The organism is Paenibacillus sp. ACRRX, from assembly GCF_022346885.1.
Lineage (GTDB): Bacteria > Bacillota > Bacilli > Paenibacillales > Paenibacillaceae > Paenibacillus_B.
The window spans coordinates 15,984-34,247 of record NZ_JAKRNK010000014.1; the positions used below are offsets into that span (position 1 = coordinate 15,984).

Consider the following 18,264-nt stretch of genomic DNA (forward strand, 5'->3'; position numbering starts at 1 on the left):
TGTTATCCGCTCTTGAGTGCATAACTCTCCTACAGAAGAGTAGCGCATGCTACTACTTCACCTGTAACATGCGCTCCAATGATAACCGTGCTTTCTCGGCAACTTGCGGCGGAACATAAATTTGCGGCTGCATCGTTTCGAGACATTTCACGAGTTTTTTCAAGTTGTTCACTTTCATGTTGGGACAAACAAGGTATTTCGTTGCAAAGTGGAACGACTTATGAGGACTGTCTTTCCGCAGTTGGTATCCCGTACCATCTTCTGTTCCTACAATGAATTCTGTATACTCTGAATCCCGGCAGTATTGAAGTATGGCCGTCGTACTTCCGACAAAATCCCCCATCGCCACAACCTCGGGTCTGCACTCCGGGTGCACAACAAAGGCAGCATTAGGATATTTGGCTTTCATCTCAACTACATCTTTAACGGTCAGCATATCATGAGTATTGCAGTAGCCTTCCCAAATGATCATTTCTTTGCCGGTCATATCTTGCACATAATGACCTAGGTTCTTATCCGGTACCCATATAATCTCTTCGGCATCAAGCGACTCAATCACTTTGACCGCGTTAGAGGAGGTACAGCAAATATCAGTTTCTGCCTTAATGTCTGCTGAGGAGTTAATATATGTTACAACCTTCGCATTGGGATGCTGAGCTTTCAGCTTGCGAAGTCCATCTACATTCACCATATCGGCCATCGGGCAGCCAGCACGCTCGTCAGGAATAATGACGGTCTTGTTCGGCGCTAATATCTTCGCGCTCTCCCCCATAAAGTGCACACCGCAGAATACGATAACATCTGCATCCGTCTCTGCTGCCTTCTGAGCCAACAAGAACGAATCTCCTCGGAAATCAGCCACCTCTTGAATCTCATCGCGCTGATAATAATGCGCCAGTATGATAGCATTACGTTCTTTCTTCAACTGCATAAGCCGCTCGCGCAGCTCACGATTCTGCTCTTCCTTACGCGCCAATGCTAGTGCTTCCAACTGCACGTAAACTTCACCCCTTGGCCTTGTCATTAACACCTAATTTACACAACGCTATTACGTGTGTCAATTCACAATTACACGCATCGTACGCAGTAGTTGTCCGTATCCGAAGTATTCCTTGGCTTATCCTTACTCATACATCGGCTTAGAGCTTTTGTCGCCGCATTAGGCAAAATGTGCAGTTATACGTCAAGAAGAGCGTACCTACAAGGCACGCTCTTCTTATATCAACTGGTATCCCAGTTGGATTATTTGTCTTCGTCTTTCTTCTCCGGCTGCTCCACAGCATCTTTAACAGCATCGTCCGAGCTCGATTCATCCTTTGCTTCAGAAGGCGATGTCGGCTGGGCAGGAGTAGCATCTACTGATTTGGAATCCGTATCCGTCGATGTAGTTTCAGGCTTCGCATCCCAAGAGGAAGGTCCAAGCTTCTCTGGCTTGCTCACCAGATTCACTTTAACATCTCCCGTATTATCAACAGTTGTAACCGTCTCTGCAGTTTCAGAAGATTGCGGTTTGACAGTATCGTCAATCGCACCATTCTCAATCAACTGCTTCATGTCCTCCAACTCAAGCGTTTCACGCTCAAGCAACGCATTCGCCAGCAAATGTACTTCTTTCGAACGTTCCGTCAACACTTGACGTGCTCGCTCGTAACAAGCATTGATCATACGCTGCATCTCTTGGTCAATCTCATAAGCGATTGCATCAGAGTAGTTCTGCTCATGGCCAAGGTCGCGTCCCAAGAACACTTCGCCTTGACGGGAGCCGAATTGCATCGGTCCAAGCTTATCACTCATACCGTATTCCATAATCATGCTGCGAATAATACGTGTTGCTTGTTGGAAGTCACTATATGCACCGGTACCAATTTCGCCGATAAATACTTCTTCTGCGACACGGCCCCCGAGCATCCCAGTTACGCGATCCAGTAATTCCTGCTTCGTCAGCAGCATCCGGTCTTCCTTCGGTACCATAGCAACGTAACCGCCAGCGCGTCCACGCGGCACGATCGTAATCTTATGCACTTGATCCGCCGCTTCCAGGAAGTAGCCAATAATCGCATGGCCTGACTCATGATAAGCAACTACGCGTTTCTCTTTGTCGCTGACTACGCGGCTGCGCTTCTCCGTACCAATAACGACACGGTCGATCGCTTCATCCACGTCTTGCATCGTAATATCTTTATGGTTTTTGCGGGCAGCAAGTAAAGCTGCTTCGTTCAACAAGTTCTCCAGGTCAGCGCCTGTAAAGCCAGTTGTACGTTTCGCAATCGTTTCTAGCTTCACGTTCTTGTTCAGCGGCTTGTTGCGTGCATGCACCTTCAACACCGCTTCACGGCCTTTCACATCTGGGCGGTCAACCGTAATTTGACGATCAAAACGGCCCGGACGCAGCAAGGCAGGGTCCAAAATATCTGGACGGTTGGTTGCTGCCACGATAATAATACCTTCATTGGCGCCGAATCCATCCATCTCAACCAGCAATTGATTGAGCGTCTGTTCCCGCTCATCATGGCCGCCGCCTAATCCGGCACCACGTTGACGACCAACAGCATCAATTTCGTCGATAAAAATAATACATGGAGCATTTTTCTTCGCATTTTCAAACAAATCACGAACACGCGACGCACCAACACCAACAAACATCTCCACAAAGTCGGAACCAGAAATGCTGAAGAATGGCACGCCTGCTTCACCCGCAACTGCACGGGCCAGCAACGTCTTACCTGTACCTGGAGGTCCGTTCAACAGAACGCCCTTCGGAATACGAGCGCCAAGTGCAGCAAACTTGCGTGGGTCTTTGAGGAACTCAACCACTTCAACAAGCTCTTGCTTTTCTTCATCTGCACCTGCTACATCTTCAAAGGTGACACGTTTCTTCTCTTCATTATAGAGACGAGCACGGCTCTTGCCAAAGTTCATTACTTTGCCGCCGCCGCCCTGAGCTTGATTAAAGAAGAAGAAGAACAGGATGAACATAATAATGAATGGAACAAAGGATGTTAGAAGCGTCAGCCACAGGCTTTGCTCTTCCATCTTCTTCATTTCGAACTTCAAGTCCCCCTGCTTGGTACTTGCATCCATTACTTCTTGCACAGCCGGAGTACTATCCGGTATGTACGTGACGAAGTTTAAGGATTGGCTCTTGGAGCCCTCTGGCACTTTTTTATATTTACCGATGACCAAGTAAGCTCGACCTTCGTACTGCATAGTAAGTGTTTCTATATTGTTGGCCGAAAGCTCTTTGCGAAACTGGTCATATCTCGGGGTGTCTGTGGCTTCGTTGCCGCTTCCGATGAATTGAACAATGCCCACCACGACTAAAAAAAGAATCAGATAAAAACCAGAATTCTTGATGAACCGATTCATCCCCTACCTCCTCTCAAAGACACGAAGTTATTGTATCATAGCACGTCTTACCATCTCAACTTGCTTAAACCGTATAATGGCAGGTTTGTGCTTTATTTCTTATCGGTATAGATCTCGGGCTTCAGCACTCCGATATATGGCAGATTACGGTATTGTTCGGCATAATCCAGACCGTACCCGACGATAAATTCATCCGGCAATACAAATCCCTTGTAATCAGCCTCCATATTCACCGACCGTCGAGCTGGCTTATCGAACAACGTAACCACTTTAATGCTGTTCGCTTTGCGGCCTTGCAGAACTTCAATTAGATAACTAAGCGTAAGCCCAGTATCTATGATGTCCTCCACAATCAACACATCTCGACCTTCAACCGACACATCCAAATCTTTAATAATACGGACTACGCCGGAGGACTTAGTGGATGCACCGTAGCTGGATACCGCCATGAAGTCCATTTCAACTGGAACATCAACGCGCTTGACCAGATCCGCCATAAAGATAAAAGCACCCTTCAAAATACAAATAGCAAGAGGCTGCTTACCTGCGTAATCACGGCTTAGCTGTTCACCCAGCTCTTTCACCCGCGTTTGAATCTGTTCTTCGCTGAATACTACTTTCTCAATGTCGTTATGCAATGATGGGCCCCTCCTAGAGTGAATACTAATACTTATGACTTCATCTCTTCATCCATGAACCGCTAGGAAAATGAATGCTGCTGTAAATCTTGGCTTATTGCGGCAGGCGTACGGTCGGTCATTGAACGGCAAACCAATATCGCCCTCGCAAAACCAAGTATCCATTTACGAAACACACTTATATACGAAGCGGCAACACGAATGGTTACATCTCATTTGCGAAGTGACGATGCGAATCCGATATGTAAAATGGAGCGTGTTGCCGGCTGAACAAGTGCCATATCAGATCTCCGGACTCCGGGAATCCAGATAATATTCTCTTGCCCGTCCGTAATGACTGGCAGAGAGTCACGCAGCGTTGGTGGCACTTTCATGTCGACGAACATATCTTGCACTTTTTTGCTTCCATTTAGTCCTTGAACTCGCATCCGGTCTCCCGGCATGCGCGTTCTAATCTTAATTGGCCATTGCAGCTTATCCGCGTCAAACGCAGCTTCACTGCTATTCTTCAATGAGTATGTATGATTCGAGTCCGTCTTATGGCTTGCGATTGTCCAAGTAATCGTTCCTGTATGAGTCGGCAGCTGCAGGATTCCTTCAGTCGCTGTGCGTTCAATCCATAATTTTCTCTGTCGACTTTCCGACAAATCAGGATGCACTGTTTCAGGGTCCAATAGCCAGATCAAACGATTATATTCCCTATGGAAATGCACCCCGCCTCCGACGTCAGCCTTTAAAGTCGTCGGATCTTCTTGAATCGCCATAAGCCGCAACCGTTCAACGGCGTCGTAATTGACCTGTTCCGCTTCCCGTAAGAGATAATTTAATATTAGTTTAATCAACCTGCGTTGTAAAGCAACATGTACCTTAAGAAACAAGTTGCGATCCAGAAGGCATCCGCCCCTATATGTCGCGGCATAATAAGAAATTAGCTCATCGTCCCTGGTCAGTTTGGAAATACAAGGATCTATGTCCATGTTATTACCATCATTCCACGCCTTCACATGACTTTCAAAAAAGAGTCTTGTCTCGCTTTCAAGCCAGTCATGATCACCCTGCATCATTTCAGCCATCTGACCCAGCGACTCAACCAAGCGGGGATTTTCCTGCTCCAACATCGGCAGTACATCAAGGCGAAGACGATTGCGAAGATAACTCCGCTTACTGTTACTGCTGTCATTCGCATAAATAATACCTCGTGATGCGCAGCGCTGCACAATATCATGCTTACGCATGTCAAGAAGCGGACGAATGTAGTTAATGCCTGCCTCTGAACGCTTCCACACCATCCCGCTCAGCCCTGCGGTGCCAGTTCCGCGCAAAAAGCGCATAAGCACCGTCTCCGCTTGATCATCTGCATGATGTGCGAGTGCAACAAGCGCGGCTTTGTGCTTAACCGCAACTTCACGGAGAAATGCATATCGCAGCTCGCGGGCAGCCGCCTGAGCGTTCATCCCGTACCGCTGCGCGTGACCAGGGGCATCAACTCGAGTCATCTCAAATGGCAATCCGAGAAGTGCCGCTTGCTCCGCAACAAGCAACGCCTCTTCATCGGATTCCTCTTGACGAAATCCATGATGTACATGCGCAATGACCAAATGGAGCCTTTCGTTCGAGACGCTTATTTCCATCTGTGCAAGCATATGCATCAGAAGCATCGAGTCAGGTCCACCGGACACCGCCACAACAACACGATCGCCTACATGCCACAGTTTGCGCTTTATGGCCTGTTCATGTCGATCTTGTATCCATCTCTGCCAGTCATAATGGTCAACATCTTCGCGTGCAGACATGCTATATTCCTCCAACCTTTTTAACCCGTCTATCATTACTTACCTTATTCCATACTTAATTCTAAATCAAAACTGCAATTACCTGCTTTTTATGTATACTTACACCTATTCTGCTAGCCTAACCACCACTGCTCTCTCCATGCCCAATACAGCACACTCATCAGCAAAAGAATCGCTGACCCTGCAAATGACATTTTTAGCCACGCAGGCGTCGGGCGATGAGAACGACGCGGTGTGCGATACACCTGTTTGCTGATCCTCATCCACTCCTCCTTTGCCTGCCTGGTGGAATGAAATTTGCCGTAGATGGCACGGAACAACCACGATTCGTAAGGGTTCAACACGGGACACTCTCGTATGATCGTCATTAAGTCTTCACGCTGACGTATTTGTGGCAGAACACCAGATATTCGCTGCTTAAGCTTCTCTTCATTAAATAAATGGACGGTCAGCACCGCAAATGAAAACAAATCGTAACTGAACTCTGCCACTCGTGATCCTGCATTCCAAGACCCTCTATCATACCATTCTGTAAATTGACGAATACTGCTTCCAGTTGGAGTCAGACCCCCATAATCGACTAATTCAACATCACCATCTTGACGTACCAACACATTATCAGCTTTAATATCCCCGAATACCCAGCCGTTCTCATGCAGCCATTCTAACCTCGATAACAGCTTGCCTCCGATAAATCCGAACCAATCCGAGCCTCGCTTCCTCATGTAGACAGATAGCGTCATCCCTGGTACATAGCGCATTACATAAAACGGCAGCTTCTGTCCAGCTATTTCAGCATCGTCCGCTTCGACAAGAAAAGGCCGGGCTTCATCGCGCCCAACCCTATTCCCGCCTGCCTGCTGTCGTTTTATCTTTTCCAAAGCCTTAAGTGCATTAATCTCGGATTGAAACTCAATGGCGTCTCCACCAACCTTAAGTGCGTAGCCTTCTATAGGTCTTGAATGAGACTCATTGTTGCGAACTCGCTCCACATAATAGACTACCCCGTTCGCACCCTGTCCTAACAAACGTACGATTCGATAGGTCCGTTTATTCCATAATCCTGTTATTTTCTCACCGGACTTGAGTACAGCAGCACGCATCTCACGCATTCGCTCCAATGTCCGCTGTCGCTTATACGATGTAGTCACTCCACACCCCGTCCGTTCCCGTTCCCTCCCTATTGGAGGAACTTGAATAATAAGGAATATCCTCCGCTCTTGCCCTACTATCATATTGGTAAAAGTCTACTACATGCAAGAGGGCAGGCCCTGTAGGAGTTGTACCCCTTATATTTAGCCGTTGAAACAACCGCCTTACTCTATTCATATCGGCTGCCCAATCCATATCCATTACCGCATGTTCGTTCCCGTGAGATCCTGGAAAATGAAATACACTCAGTTCACTTTTTCCTCTTCTAGCTTGCAGACTTAGCATCAGGTCATGTATGGCGTCTTCTACAGCGGGAAGCTTAGGCTTCATGCTTGCGCTTGTATCGATTAACAGCGCAACACGAAGCGGCGTTTCCTCTCCCATCTCATCCATAACCCGTACAACTTCGGCACGCTGTTCAGGAGGCAGCACCTCGACACGAATTGATTCTTCTTCACATCCAAGAATATGCTTTAATTCGTGATTGACCGCTTGATGAATGGTCTGCACGACCGTCTTCCGAGTCATCATCTGCATCGTCTGAGCAAGCTGTCTCTGATTTACAATTCTACTGATGCCACCTCCAGCTCTAGCAATATCAGTAATCTCTGCAGCGCCATACTCACCAATGGTGCCTTCGTCGACAATGCCGACAACGTTAACAGCAATACCCGCATCCCTTGCCTGCGCTGCAGCAACTGCCGGCTGGACACCTACATTGGAGCAGCCATCTGTAATTAATAGTATCTGTCGTAACATCACAAAACCCTCCTATTAGAGCAGCTAGAATCTAGTTCTAGTGTTGCCCAAAATAAGAGGGTTTAATCGATAGTGTAGGTGCTTGTTCCACCTCCAATATACCTTTTTTAGCTCTGATTTAACTAACCGTAAGCGGTCGCTCCATACGGTCATGCTGGTTCCAATGCAATGTCGCCCATTGCGGCATATGACGATCGAGCCGAGTGACAACGACAGACATATCATCATAAATTTGACCTTGGGAATAGTGGATAACCGTATCCAGCAGGATGTCGGCGATCTCCTGTGGATCGTCCGTCTCCAATTCGCTGATCAACCGTCGTAACCATAGATCCTTGTTAATTGCCGGCCCCGGGGCATCATAGACACCATCTGTCATCATAATAAGCAGATCACCCGGCTTCATATGCATATGAATAGCGTCTACATCAATATCTTGAAGTATGCCTAATGGCAGGTTTCCTGCAGATAGAGGCTGCACATCCTTGCCACTCTTGATAAAGCTTGGAATAGAACCGCTCTTCATCAAAGTCGTTTTCGCGGTATACAGATCAACAATAGCTAAATCAACCGTCGCATATACTTCATCTGAAGATCGGACCATTAAGATTTGATTAACTGATTGTATCGCCAACTTTTCATCCATACCTGATTGCAGAAACTGCGACAGCACCGTAAGCGCCGTGCTGCTCTCCATACGTGCGCGCTCCCCATTGCCCATCCCATCGCTCAGTGCGATTGCGTATTTGCCCCCACTTAATTCAAGTGCATGATAGCTGTCTCCGGATAACATGTCCCCTCCCTTAGCAGCGCCTGCCATGCCTATCTGAACCTCAAATGATTTGGCTGACACAAAGGTTACTACTCCTCGACCCGATCTGTCCGTGTGCTGCTCCTCTCTAACTGAAATAAGTTCTCCTAATATATCGGACAGCAATGGTGCTATCAACTTACGGCATTCATCGTATCCGTCCGTAAAGGAATGCACCATTTCAATTTCTACGTGCCCTTTATCTAGCGACAAGATGTCAACACGATTCACAGATAATCCAAGCTCCTCCATTGCTTGACGAATTTGCTCTTCCTGCATAAACATTTCTCTGCCCTCGCGCTGAATTTCCTTGGCCAAATCATCCATCACCTGAGATACCCCAGACAACTGCTCCGAGACAAAAGTACGACTGTCGTATACCTGCTTCCTCCAATCTTGGTCATGCCTATACTTTTCGTATAAATATTTCATCTGGGCAAGGACGTGCGGAGTCTTTAGGCACGCGTCCTTCCACCTCGGTAAAATATCACGATCCTTCATCTCCGGTTTTTCTTCGATAGCTGTCATCATATCCGTCATCCATGTAACAGTCTGTAAGTAGCGGTTATTCCAGCACGCCTGTTGACGTGGGCAGACAGCACATGTTTTCTGCGATACCGCTTCTATGAATGAATTAAATTCCTCCTCCTTTTGTTTAATTTCCCCCGTCCCAGCCATCTGTCCGAAGCTGCGGGACAATTGACGGAAGAGCTCTGAGAATTGTTTCACCCTATCCGCGGTCATATCGCGGACACGCTTTGCATATTCTTGTTGAGAGTTCAAATGTTCCTGCGTGCCAGGAATGTACTTTGCCAACGTGTCCATAATGGAGCGTGGCACCAGCATAAATAGTACTGCTGCTGCTATAGTCTCCCACGTAGAAGCCAACACATTATTTGCGGGCCCCAAGTACACGGACAAGATAGCCGTTCCTAGCAGCATCCCGAAGGATACTGCCCAGCGCTTTCCTTCCCGCATCAATCCAGCCATAAGCCCGGCAAAGGCTAACAGACTCATCTGCATCATAGATCCGGGTTCTGCCAGGCTCAGAATTAGACCTAGAATAACACCAACCGAAGCACCTAGCGGAGCTCCTCCTACAAAGGCGAAAATCATAACCAGAAACCGAGACAGTACATGGTCAAACTGTAAGCCCTGCACCATCCATCCCACAGCGCCAACCATCATAGAGGCCAACAGAATCATGAGACAAATTAATTCCTCAGTACGAAGTGTATAATTACGTTTATTTAGCGTCAGCACAGGCAGCGCCTGAACGAATACCAGCGTCAACATAAATCCGAGCACCGCATCCGTTATATCCATCATGACTGGATACCATGTCAATTGGGAGGTCATCATCGTCATAAAAAAATGAACGATAAAGTTAGCTGCCAGCACCATAAACGGGGCATAGTTCATTTCAGAGCGCTCATAGGCTTGCAAACCTCGCTGCATAAGGACAATAAGCAGCAGTTGTATACCAATCATCAAGGTTGTAGGTTCAGCAGCAAATAGGCTCCCTGCTAGCAGCGAAGTACCCGTCCATACAGCCAGATCGCGTCTTGTAAAGTACATAACTGCAAAAAAGGCGGATGCAAAAGGAAACAAATCTTCTAAAATGACAGCTCGTCCTAATAGAAACCCGATGCACAAAATAAAGATTGTCCACTTGCGAGTTCCGATTAATTGCTTAAACCGTTCATATCTCCATTTTTTGGCCCCGCTCTCCATCGCAACCGCCTCCTCATTATAAGGTTCCTGTCCGTACTGTTTTGGAAAAGGGATAATCTTCGTTTTACTCATCGCCCTTGCACCACCTATTCTCAGATTCATGTGCCTCTTATTATAGGGAGTAGAAAAGGAAACGTTTGTCAGAACGTGGACGTGCTGGCAAAAAAGTTTCCGACAGGTATTGAGATTACCGCGCGGATCGCGCGATGTGAGGAGCATCAAGGGATTGCTTCTCTTTTGGAGATCGGCAAGCTGGTTCACAGTGTCACAATTTCGTCATAACTAGTAGTCGTTTAACTTTGTTTTGAACTGGAAGTGTACACTTTGAAGGAGGATACTGTCGCAACTTTATGTTAAGACGACAAAAATAGTGAATGTGTGTTTTGGGGAGCGTCCGCATTGACAATTGATGCATCTGTTCGCAGTGGGATTGCCGAATGCTGTTCAAGAAGGGCGGTTCAGCGAATGATGACGGATTGGTGAGATTAGCAAAAAGTGGATTGAGGTATCTTAAACAATCAAAGATGCCTAAGACACGCAGAAAAGCCGCAGGCAGCGGAATCAATCCGCCCTGCGGCTCTAATAATCACGTATATGGAATGCAAGCCAGAGTGCTTACATTTCGTAATCCCTTATCGGTCGTGCTTACACTCGACGTGCGCCGCGTCCGCCACGCTTGCCTTCTGTGTTCTTCTTGAGCGAGGAGATTCGCTCTTCACTATCTTTAAGGAAACGTGACATTTTATCCTCAAAAGAAGGGGTATTGTAAGACGGTCTACGTCCCCCACGATCCCGATTCCCAAATCCTCCTGGTCTTCCTCCGTCTCTGCCGCCGCCACCTCCAGCCGGACGATCCGGACGTGGTCCGCTTGGACGATCCGTGCGCGGTGCTCTTGGCGGTCTCTGCTCAGACGCAGGCTTATCAACTGCTTGCTTAATAGACAAGCCGATCTTGCCGTCCTTGTCGACGTTAATAACTTTGACCATAACAACATCATCAATCTTCAAATGGTCATTGACGTCTTTGACATAGTTATCGGCAATCTCAGAGATGTGAACCAGTCCTGTGACACCTCCCGACAGATCAACGAACGCGCCGAAATGCGTAATGCCTGTCACTTTGCCTTCTAACTTGGTGCCCACTTCAATTGTCATAGAATAAAACGTTCCTCCCTTAAAATGTTAAACGGCACGTTGCTCTGAATCAGCGTCAGCTTATTGTTTCAGTTCTAAACTAAAAACGAAGCTATGAAATTCCAGTGCAAAGTACTGCTTATGTCGTGATTATACTGTAATGGCGCAAGGTTGGTCAACTGACTGTTGTCCTTATTATAGAGCCTTATTCATCATGTTTGCGAATAAGCTTTTCATTAGGCAGCACCATACCTCTAATTCTCGCTAAATCAAGTATATATTCTGTCGTATTAAGCCTGTTCACTTCTGCTAACAGATCATTACGAGCTTGTTCAGCTTCGTGCTTCTCCTTCTCTTGAAGGACATATTCCTGCTTCAAATCCTGCATCTGAAACATCTGGCTAACATAGGTGTATACACCCCATCCCATGAACACAAGCATAAAAAGAAGCCATAATTGTAGCCGGCGCTTAGTTCCTTTACGCACAGACCGGGCAGATGATGCATTCGATTGTGTTCGGGTTGAGTGCCTTGCCATCTGTTAACCTCCTTGCTATTTGTGCTTTATGCGGAGCCATCTTCGGATTGTACCGGGCATATTCGCACATTTTCTTATAACCAGCTTAAAAGTTCCTGAAACGGCACATGTCACTCTCTTCATGCCGGTCCACCATCGAGTCATCCGTTCTGTCATCCCAAATCGGTTCCAAAGCGGCATTACAATCGGTGAAAATACCCATTTTACAAGCCACCAGAGCGGCTGACTACATTTTAGCACAACTTTTCCTAGGAAAATAGCAACCGTACCTAAAAAACGGAGGATTGCCAGTAAAAACAGTCCTATAGTCTTAAGCGGCAATATCAGGACGAAATAAAGCGTTTTAAGGAGGAATTTGACAACAGATTTCACTGCAATGACAATTCCATTGACTATAGTAACTGTCAGCTTGCTGAGCAGTATATAATAAAGCCACGCGCCAAGCGCCAAGCCTAAAAATACATAAAATCGAAGCTCTCCCTGATTGCCCTTTACGAGCATTTGGAATACGAACCATGTCGCAGCAAGCCAATAGATGATGTCGATGCAAGGTAATGTCCAACGCGGAAAATGTAACTGCCCCGCTACAACACGATAGCTGTCATACGCTACACCCATCGTTAATCCACTCAGCAGCATAAGCAGCACAGTCATCCACTGGCTGTATAGATCGATCGGACTCACTTAAATAACTTCCCAAAAAAGCCCTTGGATTTTTCCTGCTGATTCGTATCTAAATAGGTCAGGGAGTTGACCATTCCTTCAATAGCTACCAAGCCCTGTTCAAGGCTCAAGTTCTTGATATGCAGGTTATGGCCACGAACCGTCAGGAAACCGCACTCGGTCTCTAACAGAAATTCCTCGCTGTCAAAGCTCTCGACACTAATGACGCCGCTTAGTTCCAGTATTTTGCGGTTCATCATCTTTACTTCTTGACGCTTGGCTGGCTTATTTGCTTCATACATAGCATGTACCCCTCCTTCTCTTCACTAGATTATGAAGGTAAGGGGTACAAATAGAACCTGCTCCGTACACCAACTCTTTTTTGAAAGGACATGTGTAAACTTCATCTCCCCCTAATCATACGAGCGGTCTAACGGTTATCAATCTTTTCAGGGTACAGATCATGCTGCAGAAGCCGCTGTCTTGCCATATCCTCAAATGACGTTCCAGGCTTGCCGTAATTGCAGTAAGGATCAATTGAGATACCTCCACGCGGGGTAAATTTGCCCCATACTTCAATGTATCGCGGATTCAGAAGCTTAATCAGGTCATTCATCATAATATTGACGCAGTCCTCATGGAAGTCACCTTGATTACGGAAGCTGAACAAATACAGCTTCAACGCCTTACTCTCAACACAGAGCTCATCAGGAATATAGCTGATGTAAATCGTCGCAAAGTCAGGCTGCCCCGTTATAGGGCACAAGCTAGTAAATTCTGGGCAGTTAAATTTAACGAAATAATCTCGATTTGGATGTTTATTCGGAAAAGATTCAAGCACCTCTGGTGCATAAGTAGATTTATATTCAGTCTTCTGTCCAAGGTGAGTCAGCGGCAATTCCGCTTCATTCCGTCCCGCCATCATATGTCATCCCCTTTAATCATGTGTAATAAATTTACGCTTTAAACCCCACGTTTATTGCCCCAGACCAACGTATGCAGTTGGGGCAGCACACGAACGTCATTCAGTCGCGGTTCAACTGACACTTGGTCAATCAACCACTCATAACGTCGTAATAAGCTCTTTACAAGTGAATCGTCATCGGTCGCCGTAACTGCCTCATTACCTGTCTGTAATACAAACGAGATATCCGGATAACGCTCATGAATAGCGATAGCATAGTTAAAGTCATCTTCGTCAAAAATGACCACTTTAAGGCACAATCCATTACCCACTGTGCTCAGCTTATTCACCATATCATCCAGCAGCTCATAGCTTGTTATCATCCCTGAACTCGGGGGTTTTGGGGAAACAGTGACATCATCGATAAGCGCGAGCCATGGCTGCCATTTCGTTCCTTGTGTCTCTACCGCCAGGCGAATACCCTTTGCACGCAGCAAGTCTACTAAATGTCCCATCTGCGGCAAAAGTGCCGGATTCCCGCCAGACAATGTCACATGGGAAAATTGGTCTGGAGCGAGCTTGTACAGCCGCTCCCAAACCTCCTCCGCATGCAGCATCTCTATATCCTGTTTAGCACTGCCGTCCCAGGTGAAGGCCGAATCACACCAGCTGCAGCGATAATCGCAGCCCGCTGTGCGGACAAACATCGTTTTTTGTCCGACTAATAACCCTTCTCCCTGCACGGTAGGACCAAATACTTCAAGCACTGGAATCCGTGCCGAAGCAGTTCCTCTAGACGAGTCAACTGAATGATGAACTTCATCGTTCATTCCGCCATCCACTCCCGTCTTACCTCCGCATAACTCGTCGGTGTTTCGTATAGGCGTACAAACTCTGTTCGCCCCTCATGGCATACTTCCTTATAAGGCTCGCTTTGAAGTGCCTGCTCCATCTGCTCGAAAATCCAAACGACCATATTTTCAGCTGTTGTGTTCATCAGAGGGAGTGTCTCATTTAAATAACGGTGATCCAAAAAAGGCTCAATATGAACCTTCCATATTTGCTTTATATCTCCAAAGTCGAGCGCAAGCCCGATTTCATTTACGTTACCGCTGATGCCAAATACCACTTTATAGGTGTGACCATGCAAATTTTTGCATTTTCCTTCGTAAGCATGCAGATGATGGGCCGCGTCAAAAGTAAATTCCTTACTGACCATCACCCGCTTCTGATGATAACGAAGCTGCTCCTTGCTAATATCCATACCAAACTGCTGCAGCTTCTCCACGATGCGGAACGTCCCCGGCTGCTTCACAGCCGCACCTCCCGTTCCTGCAAGTACGTATCCAGCCCTGAGCGACGCAGCTTACAAGCGGGACATTCCCCGCATCCGTCGCCCGGAATGCCATTGTAGCAGGTAACCGTCTTCTCGCGCACAAAGTCCAGTGCGCCAAGCTCGTCAGCAAGACGCCATGTATCTGCCTTATTCAGCCACATGAGCGGTGTATGAATGACAAACGGGTACTCCATCGCCAGATTAAGCGTCACGTCCAGTGACTTCACGAAGACATCGCGGCAATCCGGATAGCCGCTAAAGTCGGTCTCGCATACGCCGACCACCAAATGGCGTGCCCCGATCTGCTTGGCATAAATAGCGGCAAAGGTGAAGAAGACCATATTGCGCCCCTCCACGAATGTCGATGGAAGCTGGCCCTCCTCGTGCGTAATCGCCATATCACTACGCGTCAGCGCATTAGGGGCGAGTTGATTCAGCAGCGACATGTCGAGAATACGGTGAGGCACTCCAAGCTCAGCTGCGATCCGACTAGCATGTTCAAGCTCGGAGCGATGTCTTTGGCCATAATCAAACGAGATGGTCTCCACCTCTTTAAATTGTTCCAACGCCCAGAACAGGCATGTGGTGCTGTCTTGACCACCGCTAAATACAACAACGGCCTTTTCTTGTTTCATCATTTTGTCTCTTCCTTTCTATTCCCTCAGAGGCGAAAGGCAGACCGATTGTGAAGAAGCCGACACGTAAAAAGGGGATGCGCACACAGCACATCCCCTCGACTAGGCATCTTCAAATACAGCACAAAGCAGACGGCATGCATGTCCTATGTGCTGATGGCCTTAGTTTTTTATAGAGGGAGATTGCGAACCTCTCCCGCGCGCCAAGAAACTGTCCATTAGAACTTGAGCTATCGCGGAATATATGAAGTTATACGCCCATTATTATAGCACAATCACATACCAAAGCATCGAATACAGACTATCGTCCTTTATTTCCCAATATACTTCTGGCTTATCTATTTCAATTGACGCTATTCTCCCCAGTCCGATAAATATAAAAAAGCAACTGCGGTCTGTATAAATACAGTTCCACAGTTGCTTCTGGGATGTTGATTACCATCCAAGGTCGTCTTGCCTCGGAATCGGTTCTTCTCGGAGCAGCGTGTACATGCCGGCGGCTTCGTCCTTCTTGGTCGATTCCTGAAGACGCTCCACACGAACCGTCACAAGCTTCTGACCGAACTGAACCGTAATCTCGTCGCCAACCTTAACGGTACTACTAGGCTTCGCTTCACGGCCGTTCAACACCACGCGTCCCTGACCGGACACATCTTTAGCGACTGTACGCCGCTTAATGAGTCGCGATACTTTTAAGAACTTATCGAGTCGCATTATTTTACAGCTTCTTTAAGCTTGTTACCTGCTTTGAATGCAGGAATTACGGACTCTGGAATTTCGATTGTTTTGCCTGTTTGCGGGTTGCGACCTGTACGGCCAGCGCGTTTGCGAGTTTCAAAAGTACCGAAGCCGATCAATTGTACTTTATCGCCTTTAACCAATGCGTCAGTTACCTCACCGAAGAAACCGTTTAATACGGATTCTACATCTTTCTTAGTCAAGCCGCTTTTTTCTGCAATGTTGTTGATCAAATCTGTCTTGTTCATTCTATTGGCCTCCCAATCCTCGTAATCATTAATAGAGTGTTGTGACTTCTGCAGCGTTACAGCCACATTTACCATCTAGCCACGGAATACGTACGCTTATGTATTCTTGCTTAAATAGTAAATTCCTTCCCGCGCGAGACTTTTTTTCGGATTTTGACGAAAAAGAGAGAAATAAAAAGGACCTCTCGCTTAAGATGTTACGGCTTAAGTCGCTTCGCTTCCTGCCACCACTGCTCCATTTCTAGTAAATCAGTCTGGTCAAAAGATTTGCCATTTATACGAAGCTGTTCTTCGATATATTGGAATCTGCGCACAAATTTGCGATTGGTCTGAGATAAAGCCTCCTCAGGGTCCGAATCGATAAACCTAGAGACATTAACGGCTGCAAATATGACATCACCCAGCTCTTCTTGAGCATGATGCATCGCTTCCGCTGTCTGTCCTTGTGCGTTGCAAGAGCTGACCGCCTCTCGCAATTCTTGCAATTCTTCGCCTACTTTGTCAAGTACATCTTCCACCTGATTCCAGTCAAAACCTACTTTTGCGGCTTTTTTCTGAATCTTGTAGGCCTTCATCAACGCTGGCAAGTCCCGTGGAACACCGTCCAGTACAGACCTGCGAGCATTATCTACTCCCTTAAGGCGCTTCTCTTCCGCCTTCATCTGTTCCCAGTTTTGCAGAGCTGCTGCAGCATCCGTGGCTTTCTGTTCGCCAAATACGTGTGGATGTCGATATAGAAGCTTCTCATTTAAACCTTGAACAACATCATAGACGGTGAAGGCACCTGTCTCTTCTTCCATTTGCGAATGAAGCATGACCTGGAGCAGTATATCACCCAGCTCTTCCTGCATGCCAACGGGATCGTCATCATCGATCGTCTCCAGTACCTCATACGTTTCCTCGATCAAGTTCTTGCGAATCGATTGGTGAGTCTGTTCTTGATCCCAAGGGCATCCCTCTGGACTACGCAATATGCCTACTATTTCATGCAATCTTGCAAAAGTACGATTACGCACGGATTCATCGGTTGTGCGTGGTACCCAAATAAGTGATAAGTTCCCGTATCCCTCTACACGATCGAGTTCATGCAGCGGAACTCGCTGAATCCGTTCCATTCCTTGGACACCTAACGCGTGGCCAACCACGACCTCGTAATCATCAGGATAAATGTCCATTAAGCCCAGCTTCACGTCTGAAGCAGTAAACGTATCATACACCTGTCCGATAAGGATGTGCAACTGAGGCGACAGAACAGCCGGATTCAGCATGGTCGCGTCCAACAACTGGAAGCCATCAATCGGATCGAATCCGAGACGGTTAAACGCCTGATCCAAGAAACTCTCCCCACCAAGCACACGCAGTTCAATCCCCTGCTGTTCACATCGTTCGCGCAGTAAACTAACCGTTGACTCAGCCACCATCGGGTGGCCAGGAACAGCATATACAATCTCCTCTGAGGGCGACTTCAGTGCCAGTTCAATTAACTGACCGCTAATATCGTCATACACAGCTGGAAAGTTGTCATGGGCTTCATAAACACTGTCAAAAGTCGTATATCGAACACCGTGGTCACGAAGTAATCCCATAACGGGGTGGTGTTCCGTACGAACATAAAGGTGCTTGGATTCTCGCAATAAGTTCCAAATAGCCAGCGTCAACTGACCCACATCGCCTGATCCTAGGCCAACCGCTGTAATCTGTCCGCTCATGGTGAACGCCTCCTTGAAATATACACTTATTAAATACGCATATTGTAAATAATTCCTGGAACCTATTACCTTATATTCAACCAAGTGAAGTATACATTCGGGTAAA

Annotated in this window: 19 protein-coding genes and 1 riboswitch; of the genes, 1 reads left to right on the top strand and 18 read right to left on the bottom strand. The window is 47.0% G+C overall.

Annotated elements, in window-relative coordinates; genetic code table 11:
• Positions 1–52: 52 nt before the first annotated feature.
• The 7 genes from nadA to spoIIE form a co-directional block, all read right to left on the bottom strand.
• Positions 53–991 (bottom strand): quinolinate synthase NadA, encoded by a 939-nt coding sequence (gene nadA / locus MH117_RS25510; RefSeq protein ID WP_239333886.1) that lies wholly within the window; start codon positions 989–991, stop codon positions 53–55.
• 251 nt (positions 992–1,242) lie between these two features.
• Complete coding sequence (gene ftsH / locus MH117_RS25515; protein ID WP_239333808.1) at positions 1,243–3,366, bottom strand: ATP-dependent zinc metalloprotease FtsH; 2,124 nt, start codon at positions 3,364–3,366, stop codon at positions 1,243–1,245.
• Positions 3,367–3,458: 92 nt separating this feature from the next.
• Entirely contained in the window at positions 3,459–4,004 is a 546-nt protein-coding gene (hpt, locus tag MH117_RS25520) for a hypoxanthine phosphoribosyltransferase (protein ID WP_028543429.1), read from the bottom strand.
• A 212-nt stretch (positions 4,005–4,216) separates the two neighbouring features.
• Positions 4,217–5,797 carry a tRNA lysidine(34) synthetase TilS gene (gene tilS / locus MH117_RS25525; protein ID WP_239333810.1) on the bottom strand — a complete coding sequence of 527 codons (1,581 nt, stop codon included), beginning with the start codon at positions 5,795–5,797 and terminating at the stop codon, positions 4,217–4,219.
• Between the two features lie 113 nt (positions 5,798–5,910).
• On the bottom strand, positions 5,911–6,948 hold the full coding sequence (locus MH117_RS25530; protein ID WP_239333812.1) for a protein kinase domain-containing protein: 1,038 nt from the start codon (positions 6,946–6,948) through the stop codon (positions 5,911–5,913).
• Positions 6,932–7,708, bottom strand: a complete 777-nt coding sequence (locus MH117_RS25535) for a vWA domain-containing protein (protein ID WP_239333814.1) — start codon at positions 7,706–7,708, stop codon at positions 6,932–6,934. Before MH117_RS25535 ends, MH117_RS25530 begins: the two co-directional genes overlap by 17 nt.
• 118 nt (positions 7,709–7,826) lie before the next feature.
• Entirely contained in the window at positions 7,827–10,325 is a 2,499-nt protein-coding gene (gene spoIIE / locus MH117_RS25540; protein WP_239333816.1) for a stage II sporulation protein E, read from the bottom strand.
• A 75-nt stretch (positions 10,326–10,400) separates the two neighbouring features.
• Here spoIIE and MH117_RS26630 point away from each other — a divergent pair, with 75 nt between their 5' ends.
• Positions 10,401–10,535 (top strand): hypothetical protein, encoded by a 135-nt coding sequence (locus MH117_RS26630; protein ID WP_275444850.1) that lies wholly within the window; start codon positions 10,401–10,403, stop codon positions 10,533–10,535.
• Between the two features lie 363 nt (positions 10,536–10,898).
• On the opposite strand, the gene MH117_RS25545 is transcribed toward MH117_RS26630, so the two are convergent.
• From MH117_RS25545 to yabN, 11 genes are all read right to left on the bottom strand, one after another.
• A complete protein-coding gene (locus tag MH117_RS25545) occupies positions 10,899–11,408 on the bottom strand; it encodes a S1 domain-containing RNA-binding protein (RefSeq protein ID WP_239333818.1) in 510 nt (169 codons plus the stop codon).
• A gap of 184 nt (positions 11,409–11,592) precedes the next feature.
• Positions 11,593–11,925 (bottom strand): FtsB family cell division protein, encoded by a 333-nt coding sequence (locus tag MH117_RS25550; RefSeq protein WP_239333820.1) that lies wholly within the window; start codon positions 11,923–11,925, stop codon positions 11,593–11,595.
• Between the two features lie 15 nt (positions 11,926–11,940).
• A complete protein-coding gene (gene yabQ / locus MH117_RS25555) occupies positions 11,941–12,609 on the bottom strand; it encodes a spore cortex biosynthesis protein YabQ (protein WP_239333822.1) in 669 nt (222 codons plus the stop codon).
• The gene (gene yabP / locus MH117_RS25560; RefSeq protein ID WP_239333824.1) at positions 12,606–12,890 is read right to left on the bottom strand and encodes a sporulation protein YabP; all 285 of its coding nucleotides are present in this window, start codon (positions 12,888–12,890) and stop codon (positions 12,606–12,608) included. The genes yabQ and yabP overlap by 4 nt, the downstream gene beginning before the upstream one ends.
• Before the next feature lie 128 nt (positions 12,891–13,018).
• Positions 13,019–13,510, bottom strand: coding sequence for a preQ(1) synthase (gene queF / locus MH117_RS25565; RefSeq protein ID WP_239333826.1), 492 nt, complete (start codon positions 13,508–13,510; stop codon positions 13,019–13,021).
• 41 nt (positions 13,511–13,551) lie between these two features.
• Complete coding sequence (gene queE, locus MH117_RS25570; protein ID WP_239333828.1) at positions 13,552–14,322, bottom strand: 7-carboxy-7-deazaguanine synthase QueE; 771 nt, start codon at positions 14,320–14,322, stop codon at positions 13,552–13,554.
• Positions 14,319–14,807 (bottom strand): 6-carboxytetrahydropterin synthase QueD, encoded by a 489-nt coding sequence (gene queD, locus MH117_RS25575; RefSeq protein ID WP_239333830.1) that lies wholly within the window; start codon positions 14,805–14,807, stop codon positions 14,319–14,321. The genes queE and queD overlap by 4 nt, the downstream gene beginning before the upstream one ends.
• Positions 14,804–15,463 carry a 7-cyano-7-deazaguanine synthase QueC gene (gene queC, locus MH117_RS25580; protein ID WP_239333832.1) on the bottom strand — a complete coding sequence of 220 codons (660 nt, stop codon included), beginning with the start codon at positions 15,461–15,463 and terminating at the stop codon, positions 14,804–14,806. Before queC ends, queD begins: the two co-directional genes overlap by 4 nt.
• 156 nt (positions 15,464–15,619) lie before the next feature.
• Positions 15,620–15,663, bottom strand: a riboswitch (PreQ1 riboswitch).
• A gap of 235 nt (positions 15,664–15,898) precedes the next feature.
• Complete coding sequence (locus MH117_RS25585; protein WP_028543441.1) at positions 15,899–16,177, bottom strand: RNA-binding S4 domain-containing protein; 279 nt, start codon at positions 16,175–16,177, stop codon at positions 15,899–15,901.
• Complete coding sequence (locus MH117_RS25590; RefSeq protein WP_028543442.1) at positions 16,177–16,449, bottom strand: HU family DNA-binding protein; 273 nt, start codon at positions 16,447–16,449, stop codon at positions 16,177–16,179. Before MH117_RS25590 ends, MH117_RS25585 begins: the two co-directional genes overlap by 1 nt.
• Positions 16,450–16,646: 197 nt before the next feature.
• Positions 16,647–18,158, bottom strand: coding sequence for a bifunctional methyltransferase/pyrophosphohydrolase YabN (gene yabN / locus MH117_RS25595; RefSeq protein ID WP_239333834.1), 1,512 nt, complete (start codon positions 18,156–18,158; stop codon positions 16,647–16,649).
• Positions 18,159–18,264 lie beyond the last annotated feature (106 nt).